The sequence below is a fragment of the Pseudomonas sp. NFACC43 genome (assembly GCF_900119645.1).
In the GTDB taxonomy this organism is placed as follows: domain Bacteria; phylum Pseudomonadota; class Gammaproteobacteria; order Pseudomonadales; family Pseudomonadaceae; genus Aquipseudomonas.
The window spans coordinates 40962-54701 of sequence record NZ_FPKK01000013.1; the positions used below are offsets into that span (position 1 = coordinate 40962).

The window sequence follows — 13740 nt, forward strand, 5'->3', positions numbered from 1 at the left end:
CTAACTAAGTCTGTTCGGAAAAGGATGTTTCTAATGAAGCGCTTATTCTGCATTGCCGCACTTGCGGCTGCGTTGTTGGGGCACACTTACACTGCGCAAGCGGCAGGTGTGGAGTTTGGAATCGGCCAGACCAGCGATTCGACCATGACCTATCGCCTGGGCATGCAGTTCGACTGGGACAAAAGCTGGTTGCAAAGTGACGTGGGGCGTCTGACCGGCTACTGGAGTGGTGCCTACACCTACTGGGAAGGCGATGAGACTTCCAGTAACCACAGCCTGTCGTTCTCGCCGGTCTTCGTGTATGAATTTTCCGGTCAGAACGTGAAGCCTTATATCGAGGCCGGCATCGGCGTTGCGCTGTTCGCCAACACCGAGCTGGAAGATAACAAGCTTGGTAGTGCGTTCCAGTTCGAAGACCGCATCGGCTTTGGTCTGCGCTTCAATGGCGGGCATGAGGTGGGCATTCGCGCCACCCATTACTCCAACGCCGGTATCTCGTCGAACAACGACGGCGTGGAAAGCTACGCGCTGCACTACACCATGCCTCTGTAACGCTCGCTCAGGCTCTGTCTGAGATGTACCTGCACCCGGCCGTGCTGCATTGAAACGGGCCTTGGTACAGGTACATTCCAGACAGAGCCTGGTGAGAGCGGGCTTTCTCGCGAGGGCGGGGTATCGGTCACATCAATGCTGGCTGATCCGATGACCTCGCGGGCGAACCGTTTCTGACGACGGCCTAACGATATGCCGTCGCGATGCCCAGGCGTTCCTCGACGCATTCCGGCGCGCCCATCTCGAACTCCCTGCAGATCAACGGACGTTTCTCGTAGATCGTGCATTTCATGCTGTCGCGATCCAGTGCCGCGCACCAGCCGTCATCCAGCCGCAACATGGCTTCCCCACCCCAATCATCCATGGCAATGAAACGTGGCGGGACGCCGGTGTCGGTGATCAGCAGCACTTCCAGTCGACAGCAGCATGCCGCGCAGGTCGAGCACGTCACGGCCGGCGCAGTGAGTTCTACGAGAGGGATGGTTTTCATGGCCGGCAGTGTAAGGCAACCACGGCCTTCAAGGGCGCCCCTTGATCGGTGACCACACACTGGCCTGGCAAGGGTCGGCGTCGGTTTGTCCGGCCTGGGCCGATGCGGGCAACGGCCAGAGCGCCGCCAGCGCCGCGATAGGGAGTTTCAACTCGGCAGGCCTTTCGGCGAGGTGGGCCAGGATGTAAGCGGCCGCTTCGTCCGTCGAGCCGGCAGTGGGTAATGAGCCATCGTCCAGGCACAGCGACTGATCGTCGAAGCCGGGGTGGACCAATGTCACGGCGATGCCGTCGGAGGCGAGCCTGGCGCGGGTCGTTTCGAACAGCGACCGCAACGTGCTGCCGCTGGCCTCGGTGAGTGACGGCGACAGGTAAGTCGCCGGGCTGGCGATCCCCACCAGATGGGGGAGGGTGCCGGCTTGCAACAGCGGCAAGGCCGTTTCGATGCAAAAACTGGCCATCAGCAGGTTGCTGCGTATCAGGTGTTCGATGAAAGCCTGGGGAGCGGGCTGGCCGTCGGCGTGTTCAGTGCTTCCGGCATTGAGGATGACGGTGTCCAGGGAGCCCCACTGCTGGGTGATCCGCTCGCCGATCTCGCGTACTGTCTGGCTGTCGGTCAGGTCACCAGGCACCATCAGTATCTGGTTCGGATAACGTTCGGAAAGGATTTGGCAGGGTTTACCCGAGCGTGAACTGATCGCCAGGTGCGCTCCACTTTCAAGCAGCTTAACGGCGAGCGAAGCGGCGACGCCATCACTGGCCCCCGTCAACCAATATCGCCGTGGCGGTTTCACACCCATTCCGTGCTCCTTTCGATCGGGTCGCGCCGCGTCTGATACAAGGTTTTCGCGGTGAAACCCATGTATTTAGTAAGACTATATCCTGCGTGGCGAAAACTGCATCCGCCAGGCAGGAATTTCATGTTCGATGATCGCCCTGTGGTTCCGCTGCCGCGTCCTGTCGCGTTGGCAGGTTCCTGAACGCCGCCAGCGCACGCGCTCGGGATCGGCCAAGGTCGACGATCGGAGCGGGGTAGTCCACATTGTCGAACAATCCACAGTAGGCCTTGGGGTTATGGACCTGTTGCCTGTCCAGATCGTTCAGTTCGGGTAACCAACGTTTGATGAAGGCCCCTTCGCGGTCGAATTTCTCCGATTGGCTCAGTGGATTGAAAATCCGGAACCAGGGCGCCGCGTCCGTGCCGGTGGAGGCGCTCCACTGCCAGCCGCCGTTATTGGCGGCCAGGTCGCCGTCGATCAAGTGCTGCATGAAGAAGCGCTCGCCTTCACGCCAGTCGATCAGCAGATTCTTGGTGAGGAACATCGCCACGACCATGCGCAGGCGGTTATGCATCCACCCTGTCTCCAGCAGTTGGCGCATGGCTGCATCGATGATCGGCAGCCCCGTGCGGGCCTCTTTCCAGGCAGCCAGCTCCTGCGGGGCATCGCGCCAGGCCAATGCTTCGGTTTCCGGGCGGAACGCGCGGTTCCGGGACACCCGGGGATAGCCCACCAGAATGTGTTTATAGAACTCTCGCCAAAGCAATTCATTGATCCAGGTCACAGCACCGACATTGCCGCTTTCGAACTCACCCTGGTTGGCTTGTAGCGCGGCGTGCAGGCATTGGCGTGGGGAGACCACACCGGCCACCAGGTAGGCCGAAAGCTGGCTGGTGCCGGGCCGGGCCGGGAAATCCCGGTCGCGCTGGTAGTCGTCGAGGTGCTGGTCGATGAATGCATCGAGACGCCGCCGGGCTTCGTTTTCGCCCGCGGGCCAAAGGGCGCGTAGCGCTTCGCCGGGAGGGTGAAAGCCCTCGGCACGGGTCGGTACCGGATCGCTGTCGATACCGGTTGGCGCTTGCCGGGCCGGAGTGGCGACCAGGCTCGGCAGCGAGAGGTGCAAACGGCTGTAGCAGACTTTGCGAAACTGGCTGAACACCTGGAAATAATTGCCGGTCCGGGTAAGTACACTACCGGGCTTGAACAGCAACTGGTCGAGGTGGCTGTGAAATTCGATGCCCTGGGCTTTCAAGGTCCGGGCCACGTCGGCATCTCGCCGGGTTTCGTTCAGCCCATACTCTTCATTGACGTGCACCGCATCGATCTTCAGCTCGCGGCATAACCCGAGCAGCACCTGTGGCGCCTGGTCCCAACGCGCCGCAGCACGTACCAGCAACGGGATGTTCAGCTCACCCAGGTCCGCGCTCAACGAGGTGAGGTTGCGCAGCCAGAAATCGATCTTGCAGGGGGCGTCGTCGTGGCTGCGCCACTGTTCCGGACTTGGTAGATAGACTGCCACACACGGGCCTCGAGCCGTGGCGGCCGCCAGGGCGGTGTTGTCGTGCAGGCGCAGGTCGCTGCGCAGCCAGATCAGTTGCATAGGGTTTCCATTCAAAGAAGTGCCTGGCGGCGCAGTTCACGATGGGCCGATAACGGGTCTTCGGCCCAGCTGACGTTCGGCATCGCAGCTCCAGTGGATAAGCTGGCGTGGTGGATCGATGCGGCACTGCCGGCGATGATCACCGGGCAGTCGATCCCGTTCAGCAGCCTGGGCAGTTGCGACGGGTTCAAGGCGTGGCTGGAATACAGCAATACACCGCGAGCCGCGAGGCGCTCAACGGCCAACGCCAGTTCGCCGGCAGGGATCGGTTCGTCGAATACCTCCACGGGACAATCGGTGCTGCTGGCCAGCCAGGCGGTGAGCCACAGCTGAGGGTCCAGGGGCAGGTCGGACTGATTGACCAGCAGCAACGGTGCGCCGCGCAACTGGCGGTTGTTGTGGTAGATCCGGCTGCCGAATTTGCTGCGCAGCCAGGAATGCAGGAACACACGCTCCAATTGCGCGCCGAACTGCCCTTGCCAGCGGCGGTGCAGATCGGCCAGCAGGGGCAGCAGCAATTGCTCGCAGACGGTCCATGGCGGGTAGAGCGCCATGGCCTGGTTCACCAGGTCGTCGACCTGGCGCTCGGCCAGTTGGGTCACGGCCAGCACCAGCCCATGACGCTGGCGCTGCCAGTCGTTCTCCGGCGTTTCGGGCGGTGGTTGTGGCGTGTCGAGCAGGGGCTTGATCTTGCTCACGGCCACGCCTCGATTGATCCAGGTGACGATGGTCTGGATCCGTTCCACATGCTCGGCGCTGAACAATCGGTGGCCCTTGGGGGTGCGGTACGGCACGATCAGGCCATAGCGACGTTCCCAGGCGCGCAGGGTAATGGCGTTGACGCCGGTCTGTCGCGCCACTTCGCGTATCGGCAGCCAACCTTGGGCCAGGGCCTCGGCAAAGTCGGCTCCCAGGTCCTCGCGTGCGCTCGAATCAGGTTCACGGGCCATCAGATGGCGTTACGCAGGCTGAGGTTTTCCGGGTGCGGCTGCAAGTAGGCCTGCTGCGCCAGGTACGGGTCGGGATGCAGGCGCAAGTGATGCTTGAGCAACGTCAGGGGCACCACCAGCGGTACGATGCCCTGGCGATACTGGGTAATGAGGTGTTGCACTTCCTGCTTGTCTTCGGCCCCGATGGCACGCTTGAGATAACCGCTCAGGTGCTGCAGCACATTGGTGTGGGTCCGGCGGGTGGCGCATTTTTTCAGGGCAGCCATCAGCGCGCTGAAGTAGCGCGGCCCCAGCTCGTTGGGATCGGCCTTGCCCATGCTGCCCAAAAGGTTGCCCAAGGCCTTGTATTGCACCGGGTTGTGGGCCATCAGCAGGTACTTGTAGCGCGAGTGGAATTCGATCAGGTCCCGCCGGGTCAGATTCTTGTGGCGCAGGGGTTGCCATGCCGCGTAGGCGAATACCCGGGTCAGGAAGTTCTCCCGCAGCACCGGGTCGTTGAGGCGACCGTCTTCCTCCACCGGCAGATCCGGATGGCGATCACAGAACGCCTGGGCGTAGATGCCCCGTCCGCCATCCTTTTGCGGGGCGCCGTTATGGCTGTAGACCTTGACCCGTTCCAGCCCGCAGGACGGTGACTTCTGCATGAAGATGTAGCCGCAGATGTCGTCCAGCTCAGCAGCCATTTGCCTGCCGTACTCGGCCAGTGGGCGCGTCACGTCCAGGTCGGGCTTCACCGTGCCGACCGCGTCGGGGTTCGCGGGATCGCCCACCAGCCGGATCGGTTCTCGCGGAATGCCCAGGCCAATGGCGACTTCCGGGCATACGGGCACGAACTCGAAATACTCCGTAAGGACACGACTGCACAGATGCGATTGTTTATGCCCGCCATTGAAACGGACTTCCTCGCCCATCAGGCAGGCACTGATGGCGATTTTCGGCTTGGCAGCGGCTTCGTTGGGCATGGACGACCTCTGATTCATTTCTTGTACAGGAAACTGTTCTTGTACAATTATTTCATCATAGGTTCGCTGCGGCACAAGTCAACCACTTGTGTGGATTTGCAGCAGGCGGCGGCGTCGAACAGGTTGTCGCAGATGGGCTGCTGTCTGCCTCGACAGCAGCGGGTAGCGCAGGGTGACGCGAGTTATTGCAGGCTGGCGTGCAAGCGACGCGCGGCTTCCTGGCCGCTGAGCCACGCTCCTTCGACCCGGCCCGACAGGCACCAGTCGCCGCAGACATACAGCCCCAGGTCGGCATCGGCCAGGGCGCCCCATTCGTGGCTGCCGGCGGGACGCGCGTAGAGCCAGCGATGGGCCATGCTGAAGCTGGGGGCGGGCATTGCGCTGTGCAGCAACTCGGCGAAGGCACCGTGCAGGTGTTCGATCACGGCTTCCTTGGACAGGTCGATGTGCTGCCGGCTCCACTCGCTGGTGGCATGCAGAACCCAGGTATCGAGCTTGCTGTCGCGTCCCGGCTTGCTGCGGTTGCGGGCCAGCCAGTCCAGAGGGCTGTCCTGGACGAAGCAGCCTTCCATGGGCGTATCCAGCGGCTGTTCGAATGCCAGGGCCACGGCCCAGGTCGGGTCCATCTTGACCCCGGCTGCGACCCCGGCCAGTTTCGGTGCGGTGGCGAGCAGGGCAGTGGCCTGGGGCGCGGGGGTGGCAATCACGACCTGGCCGAACGGGCCATGGGTGAAGCCTTCCGCATCCTGCAGGTGCCAGTGTTCCTGGCCGCGGAACACTTCGGTGATCCGGCAGGAGAACTGCACCTGCAATTTGCCCAGCAATGCCCGGGTGATGGCGCTCATGCGCGGGGTGCCGACCCAGCGGGTCTGTTCGTCCGGCGAAGGGGATAGCTGCCCGCCCTGGAAGTGATAGAGCTGCGGGTTCCATTCCGCGGCCCAGCCGTTGGCTTGCCAGCGCTGCACTTCGGTGACGAAGCGACGATCGCGCGCAGTGAAATATTGCGCGCCCATGTCCAGCGCACCGGCGTCGCTGCGTTTGCTGGACATGCGCCCGCCGCTGCCGTGGCTTTTATCGAAGAGTTGAACGATGTGCCCGGCCTCCGTCAGGGCCTGGGCGGCTGAGAGTCCGGCGATGCCGGTGCCGATGATTGCGATAGGTACAGTCATGAGGGCCTCGTTTAGCTTTCTGTACAGACTACGCCGTCGTTCAAAGCTGTACAATTCGGGTTTTTGGTATAAGTTTTACCGTTCGCGTTTGGACAGGTTGTCCTATTGTTAAAACACAGACCCTGTCTGATACGAAAAATCCCTGCTTATAAAAATAGACTAATGGGCCGGGTAAAACGCTCTGCGAGGATCACCTCATGCACATATTGCTGACCGGCGGTACTGGATTGATCGGGCGTCGGCTCTGCCGTCACTGGCTGGAGCAGGGACATCGTTTGACAGTATGGAGTCGTCGGCCTGAACAGGTGGCGAATATCTGCGGAGCACAGGTGCGAGGGATTGCCAGGCTCGAAGAGATCCAAGAGCCGGTGGATGCGGTGGTGAACCTCGCCGGGGCACCGATTGCCGACCGGCCCTGGAGCCACAAGCGCAAGATGCTGTTGTGGAGCAGTCGCGTCACCCTCACGGAGGTCTTGCTGGCCTGGCTGGAACGTTGCGAGCGCAAGCCCCGAGTGTTGGTTTCCGGTTCCGCGGTGGGTTGGTACGGAGACGGCGGTGAGCGGGAACTGACCGAGCAATCCGGTCCCGTGAGCGAGGACTTCGCCAGCCAGTTGTGCATTGCCTGGGAAGAAACCGCACAGCGGGCCGAGGCCATGGGGCTGCGCGTCGTACTGGTGCGCACCGGCCTGGTCCTGGCCACCGAGGGCGGCTTTTTGTCGCGGCTGCTATTGCCCTTCAAACTGGGGCTGGGCGGGCGTATCGGCAATGGTCGGCAGTGGATGCCATGGATTCATATCGACGATCAAATCGCTCTGATTGATTTTCTTCTGCATCGCGATGACGCCAGCGGTCCTTATAATGCGTGCGCGCCAAACCCGGTACGCAACCGCGATTTCACCAAGGCCCTGGGGCGGGTGCTGAATCGGCCAACGGTGGTGCCGATGCCGGAGCTGGTGCTGAAAGTCGCATTGGGAGAATTGTCATTGCTGTTGCTGGGCGGCCAGCGCGCCACGCCGGTCCGATTGCAGGCGGCGGGTTTCACTTTCCGGTTCACTGACTTGCCCGCGGCCCTGGACGACGTGTCCGGCCGCTTCTGAAATAGGACGTTGCATGACCGATCACGCGTTGCTTCTGGTGAATCTGGGTTCGCCTGCCTCCACCTCGGTGGCCGATGTGCGCCGTTACCTCAACCAGTTCCTGATGGACCCCTACGTTATCGACTTGCCCTGGCCGGTACGGCGGCTGCTGGTGTCGCTGATCCTGATCAAGCGCCCCGAGCAATCGGCCCACGCCTATGCCTCGATCTGGTGGGATGAAGGCTCACCGCTGGTGGTGCTCAGTCGTCGGCTGCAACAGGCCATGACCGCGCAGTGGACCCAAGGGCCGGTGGAGCTGGCGATGCGTTACGGCGAGCCGTCCATTGAGTCGGCGCTGGTGCGCCTGGCCAGCCAGGGGCATAGGAAGATCACCTTGGCGCCGTTGTACCCGCAGTTCGCTGACAGCACGGTCACCACGGTGGTCGAGGAAGCGAAGCGGGTGGTGCGGGAAAAGAAGCTCGATGTGCAGTTCTCGATTCTCCAGCCGTTCTACGACCAGCCGGAATATCTGGATGCACTGGTTGCCAGCGCCAAGCCTTATCTGGAACAGGACTACGATCACTTGTTGCTCAGTTTCCATGGCTTGCCAGAGCGGCACCTGACCAAGCTCGACCCCACGGGTTTCCACTGTTTCAAGGATGCCGACTGCTGCCGGAACGCCTCGCCGCAGGTCATGGCGACCTGTTACCGCGCCCAGTGCATACGCACTGCCGAATTGTTCGCCAAGCGCATGGGACTGGCGCAGGGTCGATGGTCGGTGTCGTTCCAGTCGCGGCTGGGCCGCGCCAAGTGGATCGAACCCTACACCGAAGCGCGGCTGGATGAACTGGCCAAAAGTGGTGTGAAGAAAGTGTTGGTGATGTGTCCGGCATTCGTGGCCGACTGCATCGAAACCCTGGAGGAAATCGGCGATCGTGGCCGTGAGCAGTTCCGCGAGGCGGGCGGGGAGGAGCTGGTGCTGGTGCCTTGCCTCAATGATGAGCCGCAGTGGGCACAGGCGTTGAGCACTCTCTGTGAACGGGCTCCCATAGCTTTGTGACGTTCAAGGGCCTCATCGCGAGCAAGCTCGCTCCCACATGGGATCTGCGGGGGTACACAAAGTTTGTGACCACTCGAGATCCATTGTGGGAGCGAGCTTGCTCTCGATGACTATCAGGCCGACAACGAAGTCTTCATGCCTGAGTCAGATCAGCGGCTCATCCGCCTTCTTGTGCTTCCAGCTGTCATTGCCCGGCAGGATCAGGTTCAGGGCGATTGCCACTACCGCGCACAATGCGATGCCCTTGAGGCCGAAATCGTCCGGGCCAGTGCCTGTGCCGACCAGCACGCCGCCAATGCCGAACACCAGGGTCACGGAGACGATCACCAGGTTGCGCGCCTCGCCCAGATCGATCTTGTGGCGGATCAGCGTGTTCATGCCCACCGCCGCGATCGAACCGAACAACAGGCACAGGATACCGCCCATGACCGGCACCGGGATGCTCTGCAGCAGCGCGCCGAACTTGCCGATGAATGCCAGGGCGATGGCGAAGATCGCCGCCCAGGTCATGATCTTCGGGTTGTAGTTCTTGGTCAGCATCACCGCGCCGGTGACTTCGGCATAGGTGGTGTTGGGCGGACCGCCGAACAGGCCGGCCGCGGTGGTGGCAATGCCGTCGCCGAACAGCGTGCGATGCAGGCCGGGTTTTTTCAGGTAGTCGCGGCCGGTCACGCTGCCCACGGCAATCACGCCGCCGATATGCTCGATGGCCGGTGCCAGCGCTACCGGCACGATGAACAGGATCGCTTGCCAGTTGAACGCCGGCGCAGTGAAGTTCGGCAGTGCGAACCATGGCGCGGCGGCGATCTTCGCGGTGTCCACCACGTCGAAGAAGAACGACATGGCGAAACCCACCAGCACGCCGGAAATGATCGGCACCAGGCGGAAAATGCCTTTGCCGAATACGGCGACCACCAGGGTGGTGAGCAGGGCCGGCATGGAAATCAGCATCGCGGTCTGGTAGTGGATCAGCTCGGTGCCGTCACCGGCCTTGCCCATGGCCATGTTCGCGGCAATCGGCGCCATCGCCAGGCCGATGGAGATGATCACCGGACCGATCACCACCGGCGGCAACAGCCGGTCGATGAACCCGGTGCCCTTGATCTTCACCGCCAGCCCCAGGAAGGTGTAGACGAAGCCGGCCGCCATCACGCCGCCCATGGTCTCGGCCAGGCCGAACTGGCCCTTGGCGAGAATGATCGGAGTGATGAACGCGAAACTCGACGCCAGGAACACCGGCACCTGGCGCCCGGTCACCACCTGGAACAGGATGGTGCCCAGGCCGGCGGTAAACAGTGCCACGTTGGGGTCCAGCCCGGTGATCAGCGGCATCAGCACCAGCGCGCCAAAGGCGACGAACAGCATCTGCGCACCGGACAGCACCTGGCGCCAGAGCGGATCGTTGAATTCATCCTGCATGCTCAAGCGTCCTTCTGCTTGGTGCCGAAGATCTTGTCGCCGGCATCGCCCAGGCCCGGGATGATGTAGCCATGCTCGTTGAGCTTCTGATCGATGGAGGCGGTGTAGATGGTTACGTCGGGATGGGCGTCTTCCACCGCCTTGATGCCTTCGGGCGCGGCAACCAGCACCATGGCGCGGATATCCCGGCAACCGGCTTTTTTCAGCAGGTCGATGGTGGCGACCATGGAACTGCCGGTGGCGAGCATCGGGTCGATGATCATCGCCAGGCGCTCGTCGATTTCCGGCACCAGTTTTTCCAGGTAGGTGTGGGCTTGCAGGGTCTGCTCGTTACGGGCCACGCCCACGGCGCTGACCTTGGCGCCCGGGATCAGGCTAAGCACACCCTCGAGCATGCCGATACCGGCGCGCAGGATCGGCACCACGGTGATTTTCTTGCCGGCGATTTTCTCTACCTGGACCGCACCGGCCCAGCCATCGATCTGGTAGGACTCCAGCGGCAGGTCCTTGGTGGCTTCATAGGTGAGCAGCGCACCGACTTCCTGTGCGAGCTCGCGGAAGTTCTTCGTGCTGATGTCGGCACGACGCATCAGGCCGAGTTTATGTCTGATCAGCGGATGGCGGATCTCGAGGATGGGCATGGGAAGGCTCCGGCGGCGGGCAAAAAAACCGGGCTAGATTAATCTATCCGGGGATGTTGTCCTATAGACAATACAGAACGTTAGTCCACAAACGCTTGATCTGGCCGGGCGGGATGCGTACCTTTGCCCGCTTTTCCGAGCCCGTCCCTCCCTTCAACCTCCCCTGGAGAGCGCCATGTCCGCTGATCTCGAGCATATCCGTCAAATCATGCGAGAGGCTGACTGCCTGTACACCGAAGCCGAAGTCGAAGCGGCCATCGCCCGTGTCGGTGCGCAAATCAATGAACAACTGGCCGAGTCCAACCCGGTGGTGTTCTGCGTCATGAACGGCGGGTTGATTTTCTCCGGCAAGCTGCTGACCTACCTGAACTTCCCGCTGGAGGCGTCCTACCTGCACGCCACCCGTTATCGCAATGAAACCAGCGGCGGCGACCTGTTCTGGAAAGCCAAGCCGGAAGTGTCGTTCATCGACCGCGATGTCTTGATCATCGACGACATTCTCGACGAAGGGCACACCCTGGGCGCCATCATCGACTTCTGCAGGCACGCCGGTGCCCGTGCCGTGCACACTGCCGTGCTGATCGACAAGGACCACGACCGCAAGGCTCGTCCCGACCTGAAGGCTGATTTCGTGGGCCTGCCATGCGTCGACCGCTATATCTTCGGCTATGGCATGGACTACAAGGGTTACTGGCGCAACGCCAACGGTATTTTCGCTGTGAAAGGAATGTAATCGATGACCCGGCCAGGCTTTCTGGATCAGGCGTTGTTCGATGAACTGGCCGAGAAAGCCACGGCCAGTCCTCGCGGACGCCAGCACCATAATTTCCATCGCATGGAAGAGCCCTGCCACCGCATGGCCGTGGGCCTGCAGCCTTCGACCTACATCCCGCCGCATCGGCACCTGAGCGCTGACAAGGCCGAGACGCTCCTGGTACTCAGGGGCCGTCTCGGTGTGTTGATCTTCGACGAGGCCGGGGGGGTGGTGGACAAGCGCGTCCTGCAGGCCGGAGGCGATTGCCTTGGCGTCGACCTGCCGGCCGGTGTGTATCACGGCCTGGTGGTGCTGGAACCCGACAGCCTGATGTTCGAATGCAAGGCAGGCCCTTACCGGCCCGTGGGCGAAGGCGAACTGGCCCATTGGGCACCCCGTGAAGGCGAGCCCGGCGTTGTCGAGTACCAGGCCTGGATGCGCGCCCAGTTCGACTGATAGACCCAGGTCAGGCGTGGTTGGCTTGCAACCACTGCTCGCTCTTGACCCGCGCCTGCTCCAGGGTTTGCACATACGCCAGTTGGCGCCGTTCGCGATGAACGCCGGCACGGCGTAGCTTCAGGCGCACCCTGGGGGTGGTTGCCACCAAGATCAGGCCGATGTTCTGCTTGCGATAATCCTTCAGGATATTTTCAAACGCCGCCAGGGCGGTCATGTCCAGCATCGGCACCGCGGCCATGTCCACCACGACGACCCGCACATCCGGATCGAATCTGCGCAGCACGTCCAGGGCCTTTTCTGCCGCGCCGAAGAACAGCGGGCCACGAATTTCATAGCAGCGCACATGCTCGGGCATATCCAGCAAGGCTTGATGGGCGTGACGCGGCAGCTCGGCGCTGTCGGTCAGTTCGCTCATGCGCTTGATGAACAGCCCGGCCGCCAGCAGCAGGCCGACGGCGACCGCCAGTACCATGTCGAACAGCACCGTCAGGCTCAGGCAGGTGAGCAGCACCAGCACATCGCTGCGTGGGGCGATGCGCAGGGTGTGCAGTACATGTCCGGCCTCGCTCATGTTCCAGGCGACCATCACCAGCAACGCAGCCATGGCAGCCATGGGCAGGTAGCTGAACAGCGGTGCCAGCAGCAACATCGCCAGCAGCACCACGAGGCTGTGGATGATCGCGGCCAGCGGAGAGGACGCGCCGCTGCGCACGTTGGTGGCGCTGCGGGCAATCGCCGCCGTGGCGGTGATGCCACCGAACAGCGGCGCAACCAGGTTGCCCAGGCCCTGGCCCATCAGTTCGGCGTTGGGGTCGTGCTTGCTGCCGGTCATGCCATCGGCCACCACGGCGCACAGCAGCGATTCGATGGCGCCGAGCATGGCAATGGCGAACGCCGGCGCCATCAATTGGCGGATCAGGTCATAGGAGAGGCCCAGTGGCTGGCCATCGCCGGCTGGCAGGTTCCACGGCCAGTCGAAGGTTGGCAGCAAGGGCGGGATGCCGGGATGGCTGATGCCATCGACCATATAGCTGAAGCGTTCGCCCAGTGTCGCGATGGGCCAGCCACCGAGCTCCAGCAGCACCCCCAGCAGCGCCCCGACGAGCAGTGCGACCAGATGCCCCGGAACGCGCGGGACCCAGCGTGGCCAGACGATCAGCACCGCCAGGCAGGTGATGCCGACAATGCCATCGCCCAGTCGTGCGCTGGGCAACGCCACGATCAGGGCGCCCAGCTGTTCAATGTAGTGCTGGGCCTGGCCGATGGTGGTCAGGCCCAGCAGGTCCTTCAATTGCAAGGTGGCAATGACCACGCCGATACCGGCGGTAAAGCCCAGGATGACCGGATAGGGAATGTACTGGATCAGCCGCCCGGCCCGCATCAGTCCCAGGGCGATCAGGATCAGGCCGGCCAGCATCGTGCACAGCAGCAGGCCACCCAGGCCGTATTGCTGGGTGATGGGAAGCAGGATCACCACGAATGCCGCTGTTGGCCCGCTCACGTTGAAGCGCGAGCCGCCGGTCAGGGCAATCAGCGGTGCCGCTACCAGTACGGTGTACAAGCCATGCTGCGGTGGCACGCCGACGGCGATTGCCAACGCCATGGCCAGGGGGATGGCGATGATGCCGACCGTCAGCCCGGCCACCAGGTCGCCACGCAGGCGCTCGAGGGTATAACCGGTGCGCCAGGCCTGGCGCCAGGCAGCGAACAAGGGCGGGGCGGAGAAAGACATAGGCACTCCACTAACTGAACGGGACGCATCTGGACCTGCCGGAGACCAGTCCCTGGCCACGATGAAACCAAGGCTGATGGCCATCTGAGTATGCCGCG

At 62.6% G+C, this 13740-nt stretch carries 14 protein-coding genes and 1 pseudogene; 5 read left to right on the top strand and 10 right to left on the bottom strand.

The annotated features are described in order from the left end of the window. Positions 1-33: 33 nt before the first annotated feature. On the top strand, positions 34-552 hold the full coding sequence (locus BT179_RS20550; protein WP_072396828.1) for an acyloxyacyl hydrolase: 519 nt from the start codon (positions 34-36) through the stop codon (positions 550-552). A gap of 184 nt (positions 553-736) precedes the next feature. Here the strand turns inward: BT179_RS20550 and BT179_RS20555 are convergent, their stop codons facing one another. From BT179_RS20555 to BT179_RS20580, 7 genes and pseudogenes are all read right to left on the bottom strand, one after another. Continuing rightward, complete coding sequence (locus tag BT179_RS20555) at positions 737-1003, bottom strand: YkgJ family cysteine cluster protein (protein WP_371128612.1); 267 nt, start codon at positions 1001-1003, stop codon at positions 737-739. After that, positions 954-1064 (bottom strand): annotated as a pseudogene (locus BT179_RS27305) (hypothetical protein); the annotation flags it as partial. The gene BT179_RS20555 and the pseudogene BT179_RS27305, both read right to left, overlap by 50 nt. 6 nt (positions 1065-1070) lie before the next feature. Beyond that, entirely contained in the window at positions 1071-1841 is a 771-nt protein-coding gene (locus BT179_RS20560) for an SDR family NAD(P)-dependent oxidoreductase (protein ID WP_072396832.1), read from the bottom strand. Positions 1842-1959: 118 nt separating this feature from the next. Then, entirely contained in the window at positions 1960-3420 is a 1461-nt protein-coding gene (phrB, locus tag BT179_RS20565) for a deoxyribodipyrimidine photo-lyase (RefSeq protein WP_072431553.1), read from the bottom strand. Between the two features lie 11 nt (positions 3421-3431). Further along, a complete protein-coding gene (locus BT179_RS20570) occupies positions 3432-4370 on the bottom strand; it encodes a MerR family transcriptional regulator (protein WP_072396836.1) in 939 nt (312 codons plus the stop codon). Then, positions 4370-5332 (bottom strand): YbgA family protein, encoded by a 963-nt coding sequence (locus BT179_RS20575; RefSeq protein ID WP_072431554.1) that lies wholly within the window; start codon positions 5330-5332, stop codon positions 4370-4372. Before BT179_RS20575 ends, BT179_RS20570 begins: the two co-directional genes overlap by 1 nt. A 182-nt stretch (positions 5333-5514) precedes the next feature. Continuing rightward, complete coding sequence (locus BT179_RS20580; RefSeq protein ID WP_072431555.1) at positions 5515-6501, bottom strand: NAD(P)/FAD-dependent oxidoreductase; 987 nt, start codon at positions 6499-6501, stop codon at positions 5515-5517. A gap of 197 nt (positions 6502-6698) precedes the next feature. Here BT179_RS20580 and BT179_RS20585 point away from each other — a divergent pair, with 197 nt between their 5' ends. Together BT179_RS20585 and hemH are read left to right on the top strand one after the other, a co-directional pair. Further along, a complete protein-coding gene (locus tag BT179_RS20585; protein ID WP_072431556.1) occupies positions 6699-7598 on the top strand; it encodes a TIGR01777 family oxidoreductase in 900 nt (299 codons plus the stop codon). A gap of 13 nt (positions 7599-7611) precedes the next feature. Next, on the top strand, positions 7612-8637 hold the full coding sequence (gene hemH, locus BT179_RS20590; protein ID WP_072396844.1) for a ferrochelatase: 1026 nt from the start codon (positions 7612-7614) through the stop codon (positions 8635-8637). A 144-nt stretch (positions 8638-8781) separates the two neighbouring features. Here hemH and BT179_RS20595 read toward each other — a convergent pair whose 3' ends face one another. Continuing rightward, complete coding sequence (locus BT179_RS20595; protein WP_072396846.1) at positions 8782-10056, bottom strand: uracil-xanthine permease family protein; 1275 nt, start codon at positions 10054-10056, stop codon at positions 8782-8784. A gap of 2 nt (positions 10057-10058) precedes the next feature. Next, positions 10059-10697: a uracil phosphoribosyltransferase gene (gene upp, locus BT179_RS20600; protein WP_072431557.1), complete on the bottom strand. Its 639-nt coding sequence runs from the start codon at positions 10695-10697 to the stop codon at positions 10059-10061. A 175-nt stretch (positions 10698-10872) separates the two neighbouring features. On the opposite strand from upp, the gene BT179_RS20605 reads away from it, so the two are divergent. Further along, positions 10873-11430 carry a hypoxanthine-guanine phosphoribosyltransferase gene (locus BT179_RS20605; protein WP_072396850.1) on the top strand — a complete coding sequence of 186 codons (558 nt, stop codon included), beginning with the start codon at positions 10873-10875 and terminating at the stop codon, positions 11428-11430. Between the two features lie 3 nt (positions 11431-11433). Beyond that, on the top strand, positions 11434-11907 hold the full coding sequence (locus tag BT179_RS20610) for a WbuC family cupin fold metalloprotein (RefSeq protein WP_072396852.1): 474 nt from the start codon (positions 11434-11436) through the stop codon (positions 11905-11907). A 10-nt stretch (positions 11908-11917) separates the two neighbouring features. On the opposite strand, the gene dauA is transcribed toward BT179_RS20610, so the two are convergent. After that, positions 11918-13642: a C4-dicarboxylic acid transporter DauA gene (dauA, locus tag BT179_RS20615; protein WP_072396854.1), complete on the bottom strand. Its 1725-nt coding sequence runs from the start codon at positions 13640-13642 to the stop codon at positions 11918-11920. Positions 13643-13740 lie beyond the last annotated feature (98 nt).

Excerpts from the sequence above, each read along its gene's own strand:
- BT179_RS20550 (WP_072396828.1), top strand. The coding sequence starts at position 34 with ATGAAGCGCTTATTCTGCATTGCCGCACTTGCGGCTGCGTTGTTGGGG.
- BT179_RS20560 (WP_072396832.1), bottom strand. The coding sequence starts at position 1,841 with ATGGGTGTGAAACCGCCACGGCGATATTGGTTGACGGGGGCCAGTGAT.
- phrB (WP_072431553.1), bottom strand. The coding sequence starts at position 3,420 with ATGCAACTGATCTGGCTGCGCAGCGACCTGCGCCTGCACGACAACACC.
- BT179_RS20570 (WP_072396836.1), bottom strand. The coding sequence starts at position 4,370 with ATGGCCCGTGAACCTGATTCGAGCGCACGCGAGGACCTGGGAGCCGAC.
- BT179_RS20575 (WP_072431554.1), bottom strand. The coding sequence starts at position 5,332 with ATGCCCAACGAAGCCGCTGCCAAGCCGAAAATCGCCATCAGTGCCTGC.
- BT179_RS20580 (WP_072431555.1), bottom strand. The coding sequence starts at position 6,501 with ATGACTGTACCTATCGCAATCATCGGCACCGGCATCGCCGGACTCTCA.
- BT179_RS20585 (WP_072431556.1), top strand. The coding sequence starts at position 6,699 with ATGCACATATTGCTGACCGGCGGTACTGGATTGATCGGGCGTCGGCTC.
- hemH (WP_072396844.1), top strand. The coding sequence starts at position 7,612 with ATGACCGATCACGCGTTGCTTCTGGTGAATCTGGGTTCGCCTGCCTCC.
- BT179_RS20595 (WP_072396846.1), bottom strand. The coding sequence starts at position 10,056 with ATGCAGGATGAATTCAACGATCCGCTCTGGCGCCAGGTGCTGTCCGGT.
- upp (WP_072431557.1), bottom strand. The coding sequence starts at position 10,697 with ATGCCCATCCTCGAGATCCGCCATCCGCTGATCAGACATAAACTCGGC.
- BT179_RS20605 (WP_072396850.1), top strand. The coding sequence starts at position 10,873 with ATGTCCGCTGATCTCGAGCATATCCGTCAAATCATGCGAGAGGCTGAC.
- BT179_RS20610 (WP_072396852.1), top strand. The coding sequence starts at position 11,434 with ATGACCCGGCCAGGCTTTCTGGATCAGGCGTTGTTCGATGAACTGGCC.
- dauA (WP_072396854.1), bottom strand. The coding sequence starts at position 13,642 with ATGTCTTTCTCCGCCCCGCCCTTGTTCGCTGCCTGGCGCCAGGCCTGG.